The sequence below is a fragment of the Nesterenkonia halobia genome, from assembly GCF_039536005.1.
Taxonomy (GTDB): domain Bacteria; phylum Actinomycetota; class Actinomycetes; order Actinomycetales; family Micrococcaceae; genus Nesterenkonia; species Nesterenkonia halobia.
The window spans coordinates 274,775-291,500 of sequence record NZ_BAAAYG010000003.1 but is presented as its reverse complement, the minus strand read 5'-3'; the positions used below and the strand labels follow the sequence as shown (position 1 = coordinate 291,500).

The 16,726-nt window shown below is 70.5% G+C and carries 14 protein-coding genes and 2 tRNA genes; 12 read left to right on the top strand and 4 right to left on the bottom strand.

All coding sequences use genetic code 11. From position 1 onward, the window contains the following. The first annotated feature begins 4 nt into the window (after positions 1-4). The 10 genes from recF (at position 5) to ABD652_RS04080 (ending at position 11,081) form a co-directional block, all read left to right on the top strand. A complete protein-coding gene (gene recF / locus ABD652_RS04125) occupies positions 5-1,354 on the top strand; it encodes a DNA replication/repair protein RecF (protein WP_344718470.1) in 1,350 nt (449 codons plus the stop codon). Continuing rightward, complete coding sequence (locus ABD652_RS04120; protein ID WP_344718468.1) at positions 1,351-1,941, top strand: DciA family protein; 591 nt, start codon at positions 1,351-1,353, stop codon at positions 1,939-1,941. Before recF ends, ABD652_RS04120 begins: the two co-directional genes overlap by 4 nt. Before the next feature lie 302 nt (positions 1,942-2,243). Beyond that, positions 2,244-4,319, top strand: coding sequence for a DNA topoisomerase (ATP-hydrolyzing) subunit B (gyrB, locus tag ABD652_RS04115; protein ID WP_344718466.1), 2,076 nt, complete (start codon positions 2,244-2,246; stop codon positions 4,317-4,319). Positions 4,320-4,405: 86 nt separating this feature from the next. Beyond that, on the top strand, positions 4,406-7,114 hold the full coding sequence (gyrA, locus tag ABD652_RS04110; RefSeq protein ID WP_344718464.1) for a DNA gyrase subunit A: 2,709 nt from the start codon (positions 4,406-4,408) through the stop codon (positions 7,112-7,114). 70 nt (positions 7,115-7,184) lie between these two features. Further along, positions 7,185-7,814 (top strand): DUF3566 domain-containing protein, encoded by a 630-nt coding sequence (locus ABD652_RS04105; RefSeq protein WP_344718463.1) that lies wholly within the window; start codon positions 7,185-7,187, stop codon positions 7,812-7,814. 102 nt (positions 7,815-7,916) lie between these two features. Further along, positions 7,917-7,990 (top strand) — tRNA-Ile (locus tag ABD652_RS04100). A 72-nt stretch (positions 7,991-8,062) separates the two neighbouring features. Further along, positions 8,063-8,185 carry a DLW-39 family protein gene (locus ABD652_RS04095; protein WP_344718461.1) on the top strand — a complete coding sequence of 41 codons (123 nt, stop codon included), beginning with the start codon at positions 8,063-8,065 and terminating at the stop codon, positions 8,183-8,185. A gap of 9 nt (positions 8,186-8,194) precedes the next feature. After that, positions 8,195-8,267: transfer RNA gene (locus ABD652_RS04090), tRNA-Ala, on the top strand. 382 nt (positions 8,268-8,649) lie between these two features. Then, positions 8,650-9,987, top strand: a complete 1,338-nt coding sequence (locus ABD652_RS04085) for an arylsulfotransferase family protein (RefSeq protein WP_344718459.1) — start codon at positions 8,650-8,652, stop codon at positions 9,985-9,987. A gap of 188 nt (positions 9,988-10,175) precedes the next feature. Further along, entirely contained in the window at positions 10,176-11,081 is a 906-nt protein-coding gene (locus ABD652_RS04080; protein WP_344718457.1) for a mechanosensitive ion channel family protein, read from the top strand. Between the two features lie 128 nt (positions 11,082-11,209). On the opposite strand, the gene ABD652_RS04075 is transcribed toward ABD652_RS04080, so the two are convergent. From ABD652_RS04075 to ABD652_RS04065, 3 genes are all read right to left on the bottom strand, one after another. Next, positions 11,210-12,112 carry a PhzF family phenazine biosynthesis protein gene (locus tag ABD652_RS04075; RefSeq protein ID WP_344718455.1) on the bottom strand — a complete coding sequence of 301 codons (903 nt, stop codon included), beginning with the start codon at positions 12,110-12,112 and terminating at the stop codon, positions 11,210-11,212. A gap of 210 nt (positions 12,113-12,322) precedes the next feature. After that, positions 12,323-12,982 carry a rhomboid family intramembrane serine protease gene (locus ABD652_RS04070; protein ID WP_344718453.1) on the bottom strand — a complete coding sequence of 220 codons (660 nt, stop codon included), beginning with the start codon at positions 12,980-12,982 and terminating at the stop codon, positions 12,323-12,325. Positions 12,983-13,390: 408 nt separating this feature from the next. Beyond that, complete coding sequence (locus tag ABD652_RS04065; protein WP_344718451.1) at positions 13,391-13,924, bottom strand: peptidylprolyl isomerase; 534 nt, start codon at positions 13,922-13,924, stop codon at positions 13,391-13,393. A 236-nt stretch (positions 13,925-14,160) separates the two neighbouring features. Between ABD652_RS04065 and ABD652_RS04060 the strand changes: the two genes are divergently transcribed. After that, the gene (locus ABD652_RS04060) at positions 14,161-15,054 is read left to right on the top strand and encodes a hypothetical protein (protein WP_344718449.1); all 894 of its coding nucleotides are present in this window, start codon (positions 14,161-14,163) and stop codon (positions 15,052-15,054) included. A gap of 137 nt (positions 15,055-15,191) precedes the next feature. On the opposite strand, the gene ABD652_RS04055 is transcribed toward ABD652_RS04060, so the two are convergent. Next, a complete protein-coding gene (locus ABD652_RS04055; RefSeq protein WP_344718447.1) occupies positions 15,192-15,530 on the bottom strand; it encodes a cell division protein CrgA in 339 nt (112 codons plus the stop codon). Between the two features lie 282 nt (positions 15,531-15,812). Here ABD652_RS04055 and ABD652_RS04050 point away from each other — a divergent pair, with 282 nt between their 5' ends. Beyond that, on the top strand, positions 15,813-16,721 hold the full coding sequence (locus tag ABD652_RS04050) for a class E sortase (protein WP_344718445.1): 909 nt from the start codon (positions 15,813-15,815) through the stop codon (positions 16,719-16,721). Positions 16,722-16,726: the final 5 nt, after the last annotated feature.

Sequence of the window (16,726 nt, the reverse complement as noted above, 5' to 3'; positions counted from 1 at the left end):
GCCGATGCGGCTGTCGACCCTCTCCCTCGCCGATTACCGCAGCTATGCCGCCGCGCAGCTGCGGCTCTCCCCCGGCCCGAACGTGCTGCTGGGATACAACGGCGTCGGCAAGACCAACATCGCCGAAGCCGTCGGCTACCTGGCCACGCTCGGCTCGCACCGGGTCACCCAGGATGCGCCGCTGGTCCGCCACGGCGCCGACCAGGCCTTCGTCCGCGCCACCGCGCACCGCGGGAGCCAGGAGGCCACGCTCGAGATCGAGATCAATCCGCGGCGCAGCAATCGCGTGCGGATCAATCGCGGCGCCCCGGTCCGGGCCACGGAGGCGCTGGGCATCCTGCGCACAGTGCTCTTCGCCCCGGAGGACCTCGAGCTGATCAAGGGCCCGCCGGAGGTGCGCCGTCGGCTCTTCGACGACCTGGCCATGCAGCTGCGTCCGGCGCTGGGCAGCGTCCGGCTCGACCACGAGAAGGTGCTGCGCCAGCGCAACGCGCTGCTGAAGTCCATCCGGCAGGAGGGCTTCACCGCCACGCATGAGTCCACGCTGGCCGTCTGGGACCAGCAGCTCGCCGACGCCGGCGCCCGGCTGCTGCGCGCCCGGCTGGACATGCTCGCCACGATGCGTCCGCACGTCGAAGCCGCCTACCGCCAGCTCTCCGGCAGCGTGCGCTCGGCCCGGCTGCGCTACGTCAGCTCGCTGGCCGAGCAGGCCGACGGGGGAGACCGCCGCGATGACCGCCGCGACGACGATGGGCCCGCCGGCGCGGCGACTCCGGGGACCGACGCCGCCGGCGGCACCGGCGAATCCGGCGACCCCTCCACGCTGGAACAGGCCTCCCGCGACGAGCTCGCGCAGATGCTGCACCGCGCCATGCAGGAGTCCCGGGACCAGGAGATCGATCGCGGCCTGACCCTCGTGGGCCCGCATCGCGACGACGTCTTCCTCGCCCTGGACGAGGTGCCCGTGAAGGGCTTCGCCTCCCACGGCGAGACCTGGTCGGTGGCGCTGGCGCTGCGGCTGGGCTCCTACCGGGCGATGGTCGACGACGATCCGGATCCCGGCGCCCGGCCGATCCTCATCCTCGACGACGTCTTCGCCGAGCTCGACGCCCGACGCCGCCGCCGGCTCGCCGAGCTCGCCGGCGAGGCCGAGCAGCTGATCGTCACCGCCGCAGTCGACGACGACGTGCCCGAGTCGCTGATGGTCCATGCCCAGCGCGTCGAGTCGACGGACCAGCTCTCGACCGTGGTGCCGATGGAGCCGGCCGAGCCGGCTCAGCCGGCTGAAGCGACTGAGGCGGCCGGGGACGCCGAGGACGACGCCGGCGCCTCCGGTGCGGAGGCCGGACGATGACCCCCTCCTCCGCGGAGCACCCGGAGGTCGAGCCGAGCCCCGACGGGATCTCGGCGGCGGAGGCGGAGGACGCCGCCGGGCTGCTGCTGGCCCGGATGCGTCGGGCCGCGGAGTCCCGCGGCGAGCATCGGATGCGCGGGATGCCGCGGAAGGGCTCGCTCTCCGGCGATCCCCGGGCCGCCTCCCGGCGCGGCTCCTCGACGACGGGCCGCCCCGGGTCGGGGACGAACCGGCGGGACCCCAGTCTGCTGGGCTCGGTGGTCGACGGACTGATCTCCACCCGCGGCTGGACCTCTCCGGTGGCCGTGGGGTCGGTGATCGCCCGCTGGGAACAGCTGGTCGGACCCGAGGTCGCCGCCCACTGCACGCCGGAGCGCTTCGAGGACGGCGTGGTCGACGTCGTCTGCGACTCCACCGCCTGGGCGACGAACCTGAAGCTGATGCAGCCGCAGCTCATGGAGGTCTTCACCCGCGAACTGGGCCGCGGCATCGTCACCGGGCTGCGCATCCGCGGGCCGCAGGCCCCCAGCTGGAAGAAGGGCCGCTTCTCGGTCCGCGGCCCCGGTCCGCGGGACACCTACGGGTGATCCCGTCGCGGGGAGCACCTCGCCGCGCGGCCGGAGCGCGCAGATGCGTCCCTGCGTCGATCGCGGCTCGGGTCACGAACTGGCCCTCATCGGCCGCTCCCGGAACCGCTCCTGGACGCCGTCGACGGCCTGCAGCGGCCACCTTCCTGCAGCCGGACCCGCTGAGAAGACGGGAGAAACGGCCATGACGCGGTAGAATGGTGGCCTGACCCGGGCGCTCAGCGTCGACGGGTCAGTCCATGTCATGACCAGGTCGCCTGCCGGCGACCTGACGACCGGCGACGAAGGAGACGGCAGAGCCCGTGACCTCGGAAGACACCCCCCTCCCGTCCGACGACGCCCAGGCCGCCGCCGAGCGCCACCGCGCCCAGGCCGGCGAATACGGCGCCTCGGACATCACGGTCCTGGAAGGCCTCGAGGCCGTCCGGAAGCGCCCGGGCATGTACATCGGCTCCACCGGCGAACGCGGCCTCCACCACCTGGTCTACGAGGTGGTCGACAACTCGGTGGACGAGGCGCTGGCCGGCCACTGCAGCCACATCGAGATCACGCTGCAGGACGACGGCGGCGTGCGCGTCTCCGACGACGGCCGCGGCATCCCGGTCGCCATGCACCCCACCGAGGGACGTCCGACGGTCGAGGTCGTGATGACCATCCTGCACGCCGGCGGCAAGTTCGGCGGCGGCGGCTACGCCGTCTCCGGCGGACTGCACGGTGTGGGCATCTCCGTGGTCAACGCGCTGTCGACCCGCGTGGAGACCATCGTCCGCCGCGACGGGACGACGTGGTCGGTGCACTTCGCCGACGGCGGCAAGGTGGTCCAGCCGCTGACCGAGGGCGGGCCCGCCGAGGAGACCGGCACGACCCAGATCTTCTACCCGGATCCGGAGATCTTCGAGTCCGTCGAGTTCGACTTCGAGACGCTGCGCGCCCGGTTCCAGCAGATGGCCTTCCTCAACAAGGGACTGCGCATCACGCTGGCCGACGAGCGCCGCATCGCCGCGAATGCGATCGAGGGCGACGAGATCGCCGAGGGCGAGGACGGCGACGAGGCCGACGCCGCCGAGCAGACCGGCCGCGTGGTCGTCTACCAGTACGACGCCGGCCTGCTGGACTACGTCGAGCACCTGAACAAGGCCAAGCGCGCCGAGAACGTCCACGAGGACATCATCGCCTTCGAGGCCGACGACGACGAGCGCGGCATCACCGCCGAGCTGGCGATGCAGTGGACGATGACCTACTCCGAGTCGGTCCACACCTACGCCAACACGATCAACACGCATGAGGGCGGAACCCACGAGGAAGGCTTCCGCGCGGCGATGACCAGCCTGATGAACCGCTATGCGCGGGAGAACAAGCTGCTGCGCGAGAAGGACGACAACCTCGCCGGCGAGGACATCCGCGAGGGGCTGACCGCGGTCATCTCGGTGAAGCTCTCCGAGCCGCAGTTCGAGGGCCAGACCAAGACGAAGCTGGGCAACACCGAAGCCCGCGGTTTCGTGCAACGCGTGGTCACCGACCACCTCGGCGCCTGGCTGGAGCGCAATCCCGCCACCGCCCGCGACATCGTGCGCAAGGCGCAGTCGGCCGCCCAGGCCCGGGTGGCCGCGCGCAAGGCCCGCGAGAACGCGCGGCGGAAGTCGCCGCTGGAGACGCTGGGCATGCCCGGCAAGCTCTCCGACTGCTCGTCGAAGGACCCCTCGCGCTGCGAGGTCTACCTGGTGGAGGGCGACTCCGCCGGCGGTTCGGCCAAGCGCGGCCGGAACCCGGAGACGCAGGCGATCCTGCCGCTGCGCGGCAAGATCCTCAACGTCGAGCGGGCCCGGCTGGACAAGGCCCTGGGCAACCAGGAGGTGCAGTCGATGATCACCGCCTTCGGCACCGGCGTCGGCGAGGACTTCGACATCGCGAAGCTGCGGTACCACAAGATCGTGCTGATGGCCGACGCCGACGTCGACGGCCAGCACATCACCACGCTGCTGCTGACGCTGCTGTTCCGCTACATGCGGCCGCTGATCGAGGGCGGACACGTCTTCCTGGCCCAGCCGCCGCTGTACCGGCTGAAGTGGTCCAACGCCCCGCACGACTACGTCTTCACCGACGCCGAGCGCGACCACGCGCTGCAGGAGGGCCTGGCCGCCGGCCGGAAGCTGCCCAAGGAGCTGGGCATCCAGCGCTACAAGGGTCTGGGCGAGATGGACTACAGCGAGCTGTGGGACACCACGATGGACCCCGACCACCGCACGCTGCTGCAGGTGTCCATGGAGGACGCCGCCGCGGCCGACGAGGTGTTCTCGGTGCTGATGGGCGAGGACGTCGAGTCCCGCCGCGGCTTCATCCAGCAGAACGCCAAGGACGTCCGCTTCCTCGACATCTGATCGGCCGCTGATCCGATCGACGCGCCGCCGTCGACGCCCCGATCCCGCCGACGAGGCTCCAGCCATCCAAGGGAGAACAACCGCCCGTGAGTGACACCCCCGACACCCCCGAGCAGCCGCAGACCGACGCGACCGGCGAGCCCGTCGCCGAGGGCGACGTGCTGACCGACCGCATCCGGCAGATCGACCTGCAGACGGAGATGAAGCGGTCGTATCTGGACTACGCCATGGCCGTGATCGTCGGCCGGGCGCTGCCCGACGTCCGCGACGGCCTCAAGCCGGTCCACCGCCGCGTGCTCTACGCGATGTACGACGGCGGCTACCGGCCCGAGCGCAGCTTCAACAAGTGCTCGCGCGTGGTCGGCGACGTGATGGGCAACTATCACCCGCATGGCGACTCGGCCATCTACGACGCCCTGGCCCGGCTCATCCAGGACTGGGTGATGCGCTACCCGCTGGTCGCCGGCCAGGGGAACTTCGGCAGCCCGGGCAACGACGGCCCCGCCGCGCCGCGGTACACCGAGACGAAGATGGCGCCGCTGGCCATGGAGATGGTCCGCGACATCCACGAGAACACCGTCGACCATCAGGACAACTACGACGGCAAGCAGCAGGAGCCCGTCGTGCTGCCCTCGAGGATCCCGAACCTGCTGGTCAACGGCTCTTCGGGCATCGCCGTCGGCATGGCCACCAACATCCCGCCGCATAACCTCCGCGAGGTCGCCGACGGCGTCGAGTGGTACCTGCAGAACCCGCAGGCCTCCCGCGAGGAGCTGCTCGAGGCGCTGATGCAGCGGATCAAGGGGCCCGACTTCCCCACCGGCGCGCAGGTGCTGGGAACCCGCGGCATCGAGGAGACCTACCGCACCGGCCGGGGCTCGATCACCATGCGCGCAGTGGTCGAGGTCGAGGAGATCCAGGGCCGCACCTGCCTGGTGATCACCGAGCTGCCGTACCACGCCAATCCGGACAGCCTGGCGATCAAGATCGCCCAGCTGGTCAAGGACGGCAAGGTCGGCGGCATCGCGGACCTGCGCGACGAGTCCTCCGGCCGCACCGGCCAGCGGCTGGTCGTGGTGCTCAAGCGCGACGCCGTCGCCAAGGTGGTGCTGAACAACCTCTATAAGCACACCGATCTGCAGGCCAACTTCTCGGCGAACATGCTCGCCCTGGTGGACGGCGTGCCGCGCACGCTGAGCCTGGACGCCTTCGTCCACCACTGGGTCACCCACCAGATCGACGTGATCGTCCGGCGCACCCAGTTCCGGCTGGCCAAGGCGGAGAAGGAGGCCCACATCAAGGTGGGCCTGCTGAAGGCCCTCGACGACCTGGACCGGGTGATCTCCACGATCCGCGAGTCCTCCACCGTCGACGCCGCCCGGCAGAACGTGAAGGCGCTGCTGGACATCGACGACGACCAGGCCCAGGCGATCCTGGACATGCAGCTGCGCAAGCTCGCCGCGCTCGAGCGGCAGCGGCTCCAGGAGGAGTACGACGAGCTGATGCGCCAGATCGCCGACTACCGGGAGATCCTGGCCTCCGAGGACCGGCAGCGGACGATCATCTCCGAGGAGCTGGCCGCCATCGTCGCCAAGCACGGCGACGAGCGGCGCACGCACGTGGTGCGCGGCTACGACGGCGACATGTCGATGGAGGACCTCATCCCCGAGGAGGACGTGGTCGTCTCCATCACCCGCGACGGCTACGTGAAGCGCACCCGGATCGACAACTACCGGGCCCAGCACCGCGGCGGGAAGGGCGTCCGCGGCGCGCAGCTGCGGGCCGACGACGTCGTCGAGCACTTCTTCGTCACCACCACGCATCACTGGATCCTGTTCTTCACCAACCTGGGTCGGGTCTACCGCACGAAGTGCTACGACCTCATGGAGTCCGGGCGGGATTCGAAGGGCCAGCATGTCGCCAACATCGTCGCCTTCCAGCCCGACGAGCACATCGCCGGAGTGCTGCCGCTGCGCAGCTATGACGACGCTCCGTACCTGGTGCTGGCCACCCGGTCCGGAATGGTGAAGAAGACGCTGCTGAGCGACTACGACTCCCCGCGGCAGGCCGGCGTCATCGCCATCAACCTGCGTGAGGACGACGAGCTGGTCTCGGCGAAGCTCGTCTCCTCCGACGATGACCTGATGCTGGTCTCCAAGCACGGCCAGTCGCTGCGCTTCACCGCTTCCGACGACGCGCTGCGGCCGATGGGCCGGGCGACCTCCGGGGTGACCGGCATGAAGTTCCGCGAGGACGACGAGCTGCTGACCGCCGACGTGGTGACCCACGACTCCTACGTCTTCGTGGTCACCGAGGCCGGCTACGCCAAGCGCACCCACGTGGACGAGTACCGCGTGCAGGGGCGCGGCGGCCTGGGCATCAAGGTGGCGAAGTTCGCCGAGGACCGCGGCGACCTGGTCGGCGCGATGGTGGTCGAGGGCGACGACGAGGTGCTGGTGGTCATGGCCTCCGGCAATGTCGTCCGCTCCCCCGTGTCCGGCGTGCCGGCCCGTGGCCGGGACACGATGGGCGTGATCTTCGCCAAGCCGCGGAAGAAGGACCACATCCTCAAGGTCGCCCGGAACTCCGGGGCGGCGCTGGCCGCCACCGGTGCGGAGGAGGACGAGGACGGCGTCGCCGAGCGTGCCGAGGTCGGCGCCGCCGATTCTGGCCCGGAGGTCGCCGACGACTCGGAGGAGCCTGGAGAGTCCGTCCGGAGTGATGCAGTACCGTATGACTCTGACGGACGGTCCGAGCCCTCGGAGGATGAGGGCTCGCCGGAGGAGCCGGCATGAGCATCGCGGGCTTCGCACCGACGGAGGGCGGCCCGCCGCGGACCGGGATGATGTCTGATGGAGGTCTTCAGTGAGCGCGACGAACCCCGAGAGCCGATCGGGCTCCTCCTCGCACGGATCGGGGAGCCGGTTCCCCGCGCCGCGGCCCCGCGCGCAGAGCGGCTCCGACTCCGGCGCCAGCTCCGATGAGGCGGCGACGCTGACGGCCTCGCGTCCGGAGCCGAAGCCGACGCGGCCGACGGCGCCGCGGCCGGCTCAGGACCGGAACGGCCCGGCGACCGCCGGGCAGCAGCGCGGGGGCCGCCAGCAGGGCCTGGTGCGTCCGACGCCGAAGGCCAAAGTGCGCAAGGCCCGGCTGCTGGTCTCCCGGGTCGATCCCTGGTCGGTGCTGAAGATGAGCTTCCTGCTCTCCGTGGCGCTGGGCATCATGACTGTGGTCTGCGCGGTGATGCTCTGGTCGGTGATGGACCTCAGCGGCATCTTCGAGCGGGTGGACACGCTGCTGGCCCAGGTGCTCGGCGACGAATCCGGCTACTCCGTGGAGGAGATGGTCACGCTGGGTCAGGTGGCCTCCTTCGCGACGATCATCGCGGTGATCAACGTGGTGCTGCTGACGGTGCTCTCGATGCTCGGAGCGGTGCTCTACAACATCTCCGCCTCGCTGGTCGGCGGCATCGGTGTGACGTTGACCGACGACTGAGGCCTCGATTTGTCGAGGCCGATGCGGGCGATGTAGATTAGAGTGGTCGTCGGCGAGGTGGACGACCCCTTCGGGTGAGTCCTCCTCCAAGTCGACGCTCCAGGGCGTATAGCTCAGTTGGTCAGAGCGCATCGCTGATAACGATGAGGTCCGAGGTTCAAGTCCTCGTACGCCCACTCCTGGTTCAGGGACGAGCGAGCCGCCCAGGCTCCCTCCCGCTGGCCGTCGCACTCCGTGAGGAGGTTCTGATGCGACGCATCGCTCTCGCCGCTGTCGCAGTCCTGGGGATCGTCGGCTATCGTCGGTGGCGGCAGGCCGAGGACGACCGCCGCGTCTGGCGCGAGGCCACGGACACCCTGCAGGACGGCTGAACGCCTCACGGGGGCATGGCGCAATTGGTAGCGCATCTGCTTTGCAAGCAGAGGGTTAGGGGTTCGAGTCCCCTTGCCTCCACTGTGTGATGCGGCAGGACATCGTCGGCCGTTGTCTCCGCCGCTCCTCGACGAAGGGCCCTCCGAGCATTCCCTGCTCGGAGGGCCCTTCGTCGCTCTCGGCCGCCCTGCTGCGAGTGCGCGAGGCTCCGCGGCGGATCCATGCACACATTCCGGCCGCTGACCTGCCGACGGTGACGAGAACCTGAACGCAAGGTCTACGATGCGAAGTCATGAAGCCTCTCCGATCATCGACCATGCTCGCGATGAGCGCCTGCGTCGTCATGGTCTCCGCAGCCGGGTGCGCCGGGGACTCGGCGTCGGACGACACATCGGGCGACGAGGAGGCGCAGATCGCGTGGGATTTCCGCACTCGGCCGGATCTGACGCCTCCTCGGATCGAGGTGACCACCACTGACGAGGGCGCCTCCGCCGGGATCGACGGCGGTGAGGAGCTGGTGATGCTCGGGGTGAAGGACAAGCAGGAGAACGGTGCCCCGATGAACGGCCCGGTCATCGTCGATGCCGAGGGCGAGCCGGTCTGGGTCCATCCGCAGGGCGACACCCGGTGGGTCTATGACGTGCGCGTGCAGGAGTACCAGCAGGATCCGGTGCTGACCTGGTGGCGGGGAGACACCTTCGAATACGGGTACGGCGAGGGCGAGTTCGTGCTGATGGACGAGTCGTACGACGAGGTCGCGACTGTCACGACGCCGGGGACGCACGCCGACTTCCATGATATGACCCTGACCGATGATGGCACGGCACTGGTGATCAGCTACCCGGTGGTGGAGCAGGATCTCTCCGAGGTCGGTGGGCCCGAGGACGGGTACGTGCGCAGCTCCGTGGTGCATGAGGTGGATGTGGAGACCGGTGAGGTGGTCTTCGCATGGGATGCACTGGAGGCCATCCCGCTGTCGGACTCTGAGGCCGAGTTCGATCCGGACGCCGACGAGGAGGGCGCCGAGGACGGCACTGAGGAAGCACCGTACGATCCGTACCACGTCAACTCGGTCACCGAGGACGGATCGGATGCGCTCCTGGTCTCGGCGAGGAACACGCACGCCGTCTACCGGGTGGAGCGCACGAGCGGGGAGCTCGACTGGATCCTCGGCGGCACGAGCAGCGACTTCGAGATGGTCGGCGACTCCTCCTTCGCCTGGCAGCACGATGCCGAGCGGCAGAGCGACGGCACGATCACGCTGTTCGACAACCAGGCGGCGCCGGAGGTCGGTGAGCAGTCGCGGGGACTGACCCTGGAGGTGGACACCGAGGAGGCGACGGCCGAGGTGGTCGCCGAGTACCTTCCGCCGGACGGACGTCTTGCCGACAGTCAGGGGAACATGGAGGTGCTCGAGGACGGCACCGTGTTCATCGGCTGGGGATCGGAGCCGCAGTACTCCCGCTACGCCAGGGACGGGACGCTGCTGCAGGATGCCGAGCTCGCCGGCGGGATCAGCTACCGGGCGTACCTCCAGGAGTGGCATGGCAGCCCGACGGAACCGCCGAAGATGACGCTGGACGGCGGCCGCGGATACGTGAGCTGGAACGGCGCCACCGAGGTCGACCAGTGGCGGTTCCTCGCCGGCCCCGACGAAGAGGGCGCCGCAGAGGTCGAGACCGTCGAGGCCGACGGCTTCGAGAGCTCGGCGGAGATGCCGGACGAGGCGTACCTCGCCGTGGAGGCGCTCGACGCGGACGGGACGGTGCTGGCGACTGCCGAACCCGGCTCCTGGCCGTGATCCGCAGGGCATGCCGAGCCCCGTCCCATCCCTGGCGTGCCGTCTGCCCCGAGGTCCGGCGCGGGAGTCTCTGTCGTGCAGGCCGGTGTGCCATAGTGTCAGGCTGAGGAGAGGCGCGTCCGCCGGACGCCCTCGGACCGACGACATCATCGACACCCCTCCAGCCGAGACGTGAGGACGGCCGACGCATGGACTTCTCCGACGGACTCCAGTGGCAGGACCTGCTGGGCGAGCCGCTGCGCGCGGCGACGATCATCGTCGTCGCGTTCATCATCAACCTGATCGCACGCGCCTTCATCAAGCGCTCCGCCCGCACGATGGCCAAGGGCTCGGCCCGCGGCTCCCGCGACCAGAGCCCGGCGACGAGCGACGCGATCACGCGGGCCCGGCGCGAGCAGCGGGCGACGACGGTCGGCTCGATGCTCGGCTCGCTGGCCACCACGGTGATCTTCGCGGTGGCGATCATGATGGTGCTCTCCGAGCTGGGCTTCAACCTCGCGCCCGTGCTGGCCTCGGCCGGCGTGCTCGGCCTGGCCATCGGCTTCGGCGCCCAGTCGCTGATCAAGGACTACCTGGCCGGGTTCTTCATCGTCGTCGACGACCAGTACGGCATCGGCGACATCGTCGACGTCGGCGAGGCCGTCGGCACCGTCGAGGACATGGCGCTGCGCACCACGCGGATCCGCAGCCTCGACGGCGCGCTGTGGCACGTGCGCAACGGCGAGATCCTGCGCGTGGCCAACCACTCGCAGGGCTGGGCCCGGGCGATCATCGATCTGCGCGTGCCCTATGCCGCCGACGAGGGCGCCGTGCAGGAGGTCATCGCCGATGCCTCCCGCGCGCTCTCCGAGGAGGCCGACGTCGCCGAGGATCTGCTCGGCGAGCCCGAGGTCTGGGGCGTGGAGGAGCTCGACGGCGACGGCCTGACCATCCGCACTGTGGTCGCCACGCGTCCGGCGGCCCAGTGGGCCGTGACCCGCGCCTTCCGTGCGGAGCTGAAGCGTCAGCTGGACCGCAAGGGACTGTCGGTGCCGCTGCACAGCCAGGTCGTCGTCCACTCCGGACGGGCCTCGGAGGGCGCCGAGCAGAACTGAGCAGCGCCGTCGCGGCAGGAGTCGTCGCCCCGCAGGAGCCGGGGCGGCGGCTCTTCGGCGTCCATCTCCTGGTCCGCCGCACCATGCGATTCTCGCTGAGAACTCTCCGGACTCCGGCGGCGGGCCGCTCAGCCCAGACCGAGGTCGATGCCGCCGGCGACGGCGACGTGGGTGCTCCCGCCGACCCAGAGTCGCCCGTCGGCCACGCTGAGCCGCACTCGGCCGCGGCGGTCCAGCACAGTCCCCTGGGCCGCAGTGTAGGGGGCGGTGAGATGTCCGGCGTCGGTCAGCCACTGGCCGAGCGAGGCGTTGAGGCTGCCGGTGACCGGGTCCTCGCGGACTGCGCCGACGTCGTCTCGGAAGAAGGCGCGGACCTCCAGGTCGGTCGCGGAGTCGTCGTCGCGCACGGCGGCGACGCCGATGTCCGGCGTCGAGAGCTCCGGCGCGCGGCCGTAGTCGGGCCGCAGGGACAGCACGGTCTCCGGCGAGTCGAGCAGCAGTCCGACCCAGCCCGGGCCGTTGTCCGCCCAGGCGGCTTCGACGACCACGTCGCGGGAGATCCCGAGAGCGGTGAGGATCTGCTCGAGCTGCGCGTCGTCGATCGAGCCCGAGCGCAGCAGCTCCGGGGCGGCGAAGGCCAGCTGCTCGCCGTCCTCGCCGTCGCGACGGATCTCCACCATCCCGACGCCGCACTCCTGGACGATGAGGTCCTCGCGGGCCGGCACCCCGCCCATGTCCAGCCAGGCGCGGGCGGTGCCCAGCGTCGGATGGCCGGCGAAGGGGAGCTCCTCGTCGAGCGAGAAGATCCGCACCCGGTAGTCGGCGACCGCATCGGTGCCGTCGTCCTGCGGGGGCAGCAGGAAGGTGCACTCGGAGAGGTTCGTCCAGCGCGAGATGGCCTGCATCTGCTCAGTGGTCAGGTCCTGCGAGGCGCCGACGACGGCGACCGGGTTCCCGGAGAAGGGGACCTCGCCGAAGACGTCGACCTGGCGGAAGGGGGTGCTGGTGGTGCTCATCGGCCCGATGTCCATAGTGGTCAGACTACGCGTCGACGGCCCGGCGGCGCTCGGTCTCGTCGGCCGGGGCGTGCGTCGTCCACGAGGCGGGACACCCTGTGGAGGAAGGGGCTGTGAAGAAGTGGACCATGTTTTCCCCACACTTCACAGGTTCTTGTGGAAATCCGTCTGACCTGGAGAAATACAAGACTGTCGTTTATCCACACTGTGGATGACGACTGTGGACTACACGCCTGGAATGCCGACCAGCGTCCTCCCCACCACAGTGAGCAGCACCAGCAGCGCGGCCAGTCCGATCAGTCCGATGATCTGCCACAGATCGCGCGGGGCGTCGCGCGGGCCCCGCGGCGCCCGGGCGATGATCAGCGCCGTCAGCAGCCCGGCGACCAGTCCGCCCAGGTGCCCCTGCCAGGAGATGCCGGGGACCAGGAAGCTGACGGCCATGTTGATCCCCACCAGGGCGATGATGCCTCCGGTCTGCGCGCCCGTGGAGCGCAGCAGCACGAAGAGCGCTCCGAAGAGGCCGAAGACGGCGCCGGAGGCCCCGACGGTCAGCGTGCCGGGTTCGGAGAGGAAGAGGACCGCCACGGAGGCGCCGAAGGCCGAGAGCAGGAGCAGGCTCAGGTATCGCCCCGCCCCGACGGCGGGCTCGATGGTCCGGCCCACGACCCACAGGGCCATCATGTTGAAGGCGATGTGCATGACGCTGGAGGGGGAGTGCAGCACTGCCGAAGTCAGCATCCGCCAGGGCTCGAGGAGCACCGGTGAGGTGTGCAGCGGGGCGTACCCCAGTGCGGAGGTGAGGTCGACGCCGGCCAGCCTCGGCAGGCCCAGCTGGGCGAGGTACATCAGCACGCAGAGTGCGATGAAGCCGATGGTGACCACTGGTCGGCGCGGTCCGCGACGTCGGCGGGCCGCGGGCCTCGCGACGGGGCGGCTCGGGGATCCGGGCGGGGTGCCGGAGGAAGCGTCGGGCGAGGTGCCGGGCGCGCGGAAGGCGCCGTATCGGGCGCCGTAGGCGGCGCCCGGGATGGCACCCGGGGCAGATCCGGGCGCAGATCCGGGTGCGGGCCCGGGTGCGGCGCCGGCGCAGTCCGGACAGATCCGGGCGTCGGCGTCGCCCGCGGAGAGGCAGGCCGTGCATGTCGGCCGGCCGCAGCCGCGGCAGTCGGCCGCGGCCGGCCTGTCCGGGTGCCGTGCACAGGCGGGGACAGGCCGGCCGGAGGCGGGACGGGACGACTCGTCGGTCACGAGACGGGCTCCCGGTCGATCGTGGGGCCGTTCACGAGCCGCTCAGAGGGACTCGACGGTGACCGACTCGACGACGACGTCCTCGACCGGACGGTCGCGCATGTCGGTCTTCACCGTGTTCAGCTGGTCGACGACCTTCTTGGAGTCCTCGTCGGCGACCTCGCCGAAGATGGTGTGCTTGCCCTGCAGCCAGGTGGTCGGCGCCGCAGTGATGAAGAACTGCGAGCCGTTGGTGCCGGGGCCGGCGTTGGCCATGGCCAGCTTGTAGGCGGCGGTGAAGTCCAGCTCGGGGTGGATCTCGTCGTCGAACTGGTAGCCCGGGCCGCCGACGCCCAGGCCCAGCGGGTCGCCGCCCTGGATCATGAAGTCGGAGATGATGCGGTGGAAGACGGTGCCGTCGTAGAGCGGAGTGTCGACCTTCTCCTCGCCGGTCTCGGGGTGGCGCCAGGTGATCGAGCCGGTGGCCAGGCCGACGAAGTTGTCCACGGTCTTCGGCGCGTGGTTGCCGAAGAGGTCCACGCGGATCTCGCCGAGGGAGGTGCGGATGACTGCAGTGTGCGTTGCGATGGCGTTCATGCCCCCATTGTCCCCCGGGGAGGTGCTCGACGTCAGGCGGGCACGCTCACGGCGGAATCCCGACCCTTCCGATCAGTCTCCGGAGTGTCCGTCTCGTCCGTCACCGGCGCCGTGGGCTGCGCCGTCGTCGCCCTTCGCGGGGATCGGGACTGACCAGGGCGCGCCGCATCATGGCAGGCGGAGGGGTGAAGGTCGTAAGCTGTGGAGAGCACACGAGCCTGAATCGGAGGACACGCATGTTCGGGAAGAAGAAGAAACCGAGCCGCAGCTGGGAGCGCACGGTGCTCGCCGGGCTGGACACGGCCCGCGACTGGTCCGCTCCGAAGCTCGGCTGCGCCGCCGACCGGGCGGAGGAGATCTACCGCGAGAAGGCTCCGAAGGTCCAGGCCGCTTCGACCCGCGCCCTGGAGACGGCCGGCAGCGGCGCCGCGGACCTCGGTCGACGTGCCCGGGACCTGTCGTCGCGGGCCTCCGACGGCCTGGCCGCGCAGTACGGCCGACTGCCCGCCGAGGCGCAGACTGAGGTGGACAAGGTCCTGGCGAAGTATCAGGACACCAAGGCCACCGTGCAGCAGGATTACGTGCCCGCCGCCTCGGCGAAGCTCAGCGGCTACGCGGACAAGACGGCGAAGCTGATCCACCGGGCCGAGCTGGACCCGCGCGTGGAGAAGGCGCTGATCAGGGCCACCGGGGACGAGAAGATCGTCAAGAAGCTCCGCAAGGGCTCCGAGCAGTACGCCAAGCAGGCCTCCGAGGCGCTGAAGAAGCAGCAGAAGGCCGCGGAGAAGGCGGCGAAGAAGGCCCAGCGCTCGGGCGTGAAGAAGGGTCTGCTGGTCTTCGGCCTCGTCGCCGCCGGCGCGGCGGCCGGCGTGGCCGCCTGGCGCGCCTCGCAGCCGGTGCAGGACCCGTGGAAGAAGCCGGAGCCGGTGACGCCGCGCTCCTCCGCCGCGCAGGCGGTCAAGCCGGCTTCGCCGACGACCTCCGGCGATGCGAAGGCCGAGACGCCGGTGACGGCGCAGAAGCAGCCGGTGCAGGAGACGAGCTCCTCGGCGGACGACACGCAGGAGGGCCGCTCGCAGGAGGGCGGATCCGACGGGTCGGCCGTCCCGCAGCCCAAGCCCGCCACCTGATCCGCCCCTCGGCACGTCAGAAGGCCCCGACCATCGGTCGGGGCCTTCGCGTGTCCGGGGTCGTCCGGGGCGTGCAGGGCCGCGGGAGCGTGCTGACGCGGGCGATCAGGACGGCGCGCGTCGGCGACGCGGGCGGATCACTTCCAGCGCATGGTCATGAAGAAGCCGATCATGGCGATGCCGAAGCCGACGGCGATGTTCCAGGCGCCGATGGACTCGATCGGCAGCGTGGTGCCGGAGATGTACCAGACGATCAGCCAGAGCAGGCCCAGGATCATCAGCCCGAACATGGTGATCCGATACCACAGGGGCAGGGTCTCCTCCTCGAGGTCGTCGAAGCCATCGGTGATCGGGTCCGAATCGTCCAGCGGGCTGGCCTTCGACAGCATGGACTCCTCGGCCTGGGGCAGACCACCGCGGTCCTTCCGGCTGCGTTTGGCGGCTCCGCGGTCCTTGCGACGCTTTGACTCTGGCACGGCGAGCTGTTCCTCACTTCGGCGGCCACGTGCTCGACGGGCCCGACGGCCTCGTCGACGCGCACCCCGTGTCGACTTCGGTATCCTGAACGCATCTCCGCCGCAGGTCGGCGGACACACTGTCTCCGCGCCATTCTAACGTCTCGACTGTGATCGGGGGCCGCGCTCGGCCGCCGCCCCGCGTCAGGAAGGACTGGGTCCCGCCCGATGTCGTCACGCTCCTCCGCTCGCCCCTCGCCGGCGAGCAGGCCCCGCCCGCGCCGGGCCCGCGGCGGCGTCGCCATGGCGGACCCTGCCCGGCCGCGTCCGTCGGCGGCCGTGCGCCTCGTCTCCGTCGCCGGGGAGCTGCTGATCACCGTCGGAGTGCTGGGCCTGCTCTTCCTGGTCTGGGAACTCTGGTGGACCGGCCTCGACGCCGATCGCGACCGCGACGACGCGGCCGACCAGCTCTTCTCGAATCTGGAGCAGCTCGAGCCGCACGCCCCGGGAGAGGGCACCGGCGTGACGCTGGGAGACTCTGAGGGTTCTGAGGACTCTGAGGGCTCCGGCGGCGGCTCCGACGACGGCGGGGGAAGCGGCGGAGGAGACTCCGGCGGATCCGGCGTCCCGGAGCCGGAGAACATGCGCCGCTTCATCGAGGACGGTCAGGTCATGGCGATGCTCTACAGTCCACGCCTGGGCTCCGACTGGTCCGCGCCGGTGCGCGAGGGCATCGGCGACTCCCAGCTGAACACCTCCGGGCTCGGGCACTACCCCAGCACCCAGCTGCCCGGCGAACCCGGCAACTTCGCGATGGCCGGGCACCGTCAGACCCACGGAAACGTGCTCTGGGACCAGGACGCGCTGCAGAGCGGCGACCGGATCTACGTGCAGAGTCCCGACGGCTACTACACCTACGCCGTCCGGAGCACCGAGATCGTCGATCCCGGCGACTCCGACGTGCTGGCCGAGGCGCCGGGGTCTCCGGGGGAGGCCAACGAGGACACCTCCTGGCTGACGCTGACCACCTGCCATCCGCCGTACACGACGCTGCAACGGATGGTCACGCACGCCGAGCTGGTCGACCACCGCAGCCTCGACGCGGGCGCCCCGGAGGCGATCGCCGACCAGGTCTCCGAGCTCGCCCGCGCCGACGGGTCGAGTCCCTTCGCCTCGGGCGACGCCGAGGCCGACCGAGAGGAGGGGCGCTAGGATGT

Bases quoted from the DNA above. Each gene is read 5' to 3' on its own strand.
- recF (WP_344718470.1), top strand. From the start codon at position 5: ATGCGGCTGTCGACCCTCTCCCTCGCCGATTACCGCAGCTATGCCGCC.
- ABD652_RS04120 (WP_344718468.1), top strand. From the start codon at position 1,351: ATGACCCCCTCCTCCGCGGAGCACCCGGAGGTCGAGCCGAGCCCCGAC.
- ABD652_RS04095 (WP_344718461.1), top strand. From the start codon at position 8,063: ATGCGACGCATCGCTCTCGCCGCTGTCGCAGTCCTGGGGATCGTCGGC.
- ABD652_RS04080 (WP_344718457.1), top strand. From the start codon at position 10,176: ATGGACTTCTCCGACGGACTCCAGTGGCAGGACCTGCTGGGCGAGCCG.
- ABD652_RS04075 (WP_344718455.1), bottom strand. From the start codon at position 12,112: ATGGACATCGGGCCGATGAGCACCACCAGCACCCCCTTCCGCCAGGTC.
- ABD652_RS04065 (WP_344718451.1), bottom strand. From the start codon at position 13,924: ATGAACGCCATCGCAACGCACACTGCAGTCATCCGCACCTCCCTCGGC.
- ABD652_RS04060 (WP_344718449.1), top strand. From the start codon at position 14,161: ATGTTCGGGAAGAAGAAGAAACCGAGCCGCAGCTGGGAGCGCACGGTG.
- ABD652_RS04050 (WP_344718445.1), top strand. From the start codon at position 15,813: ATGGCGGACCCTGCCCGGCCGCGTCCGTCGGCGGCCGTGCGCCTCGTC.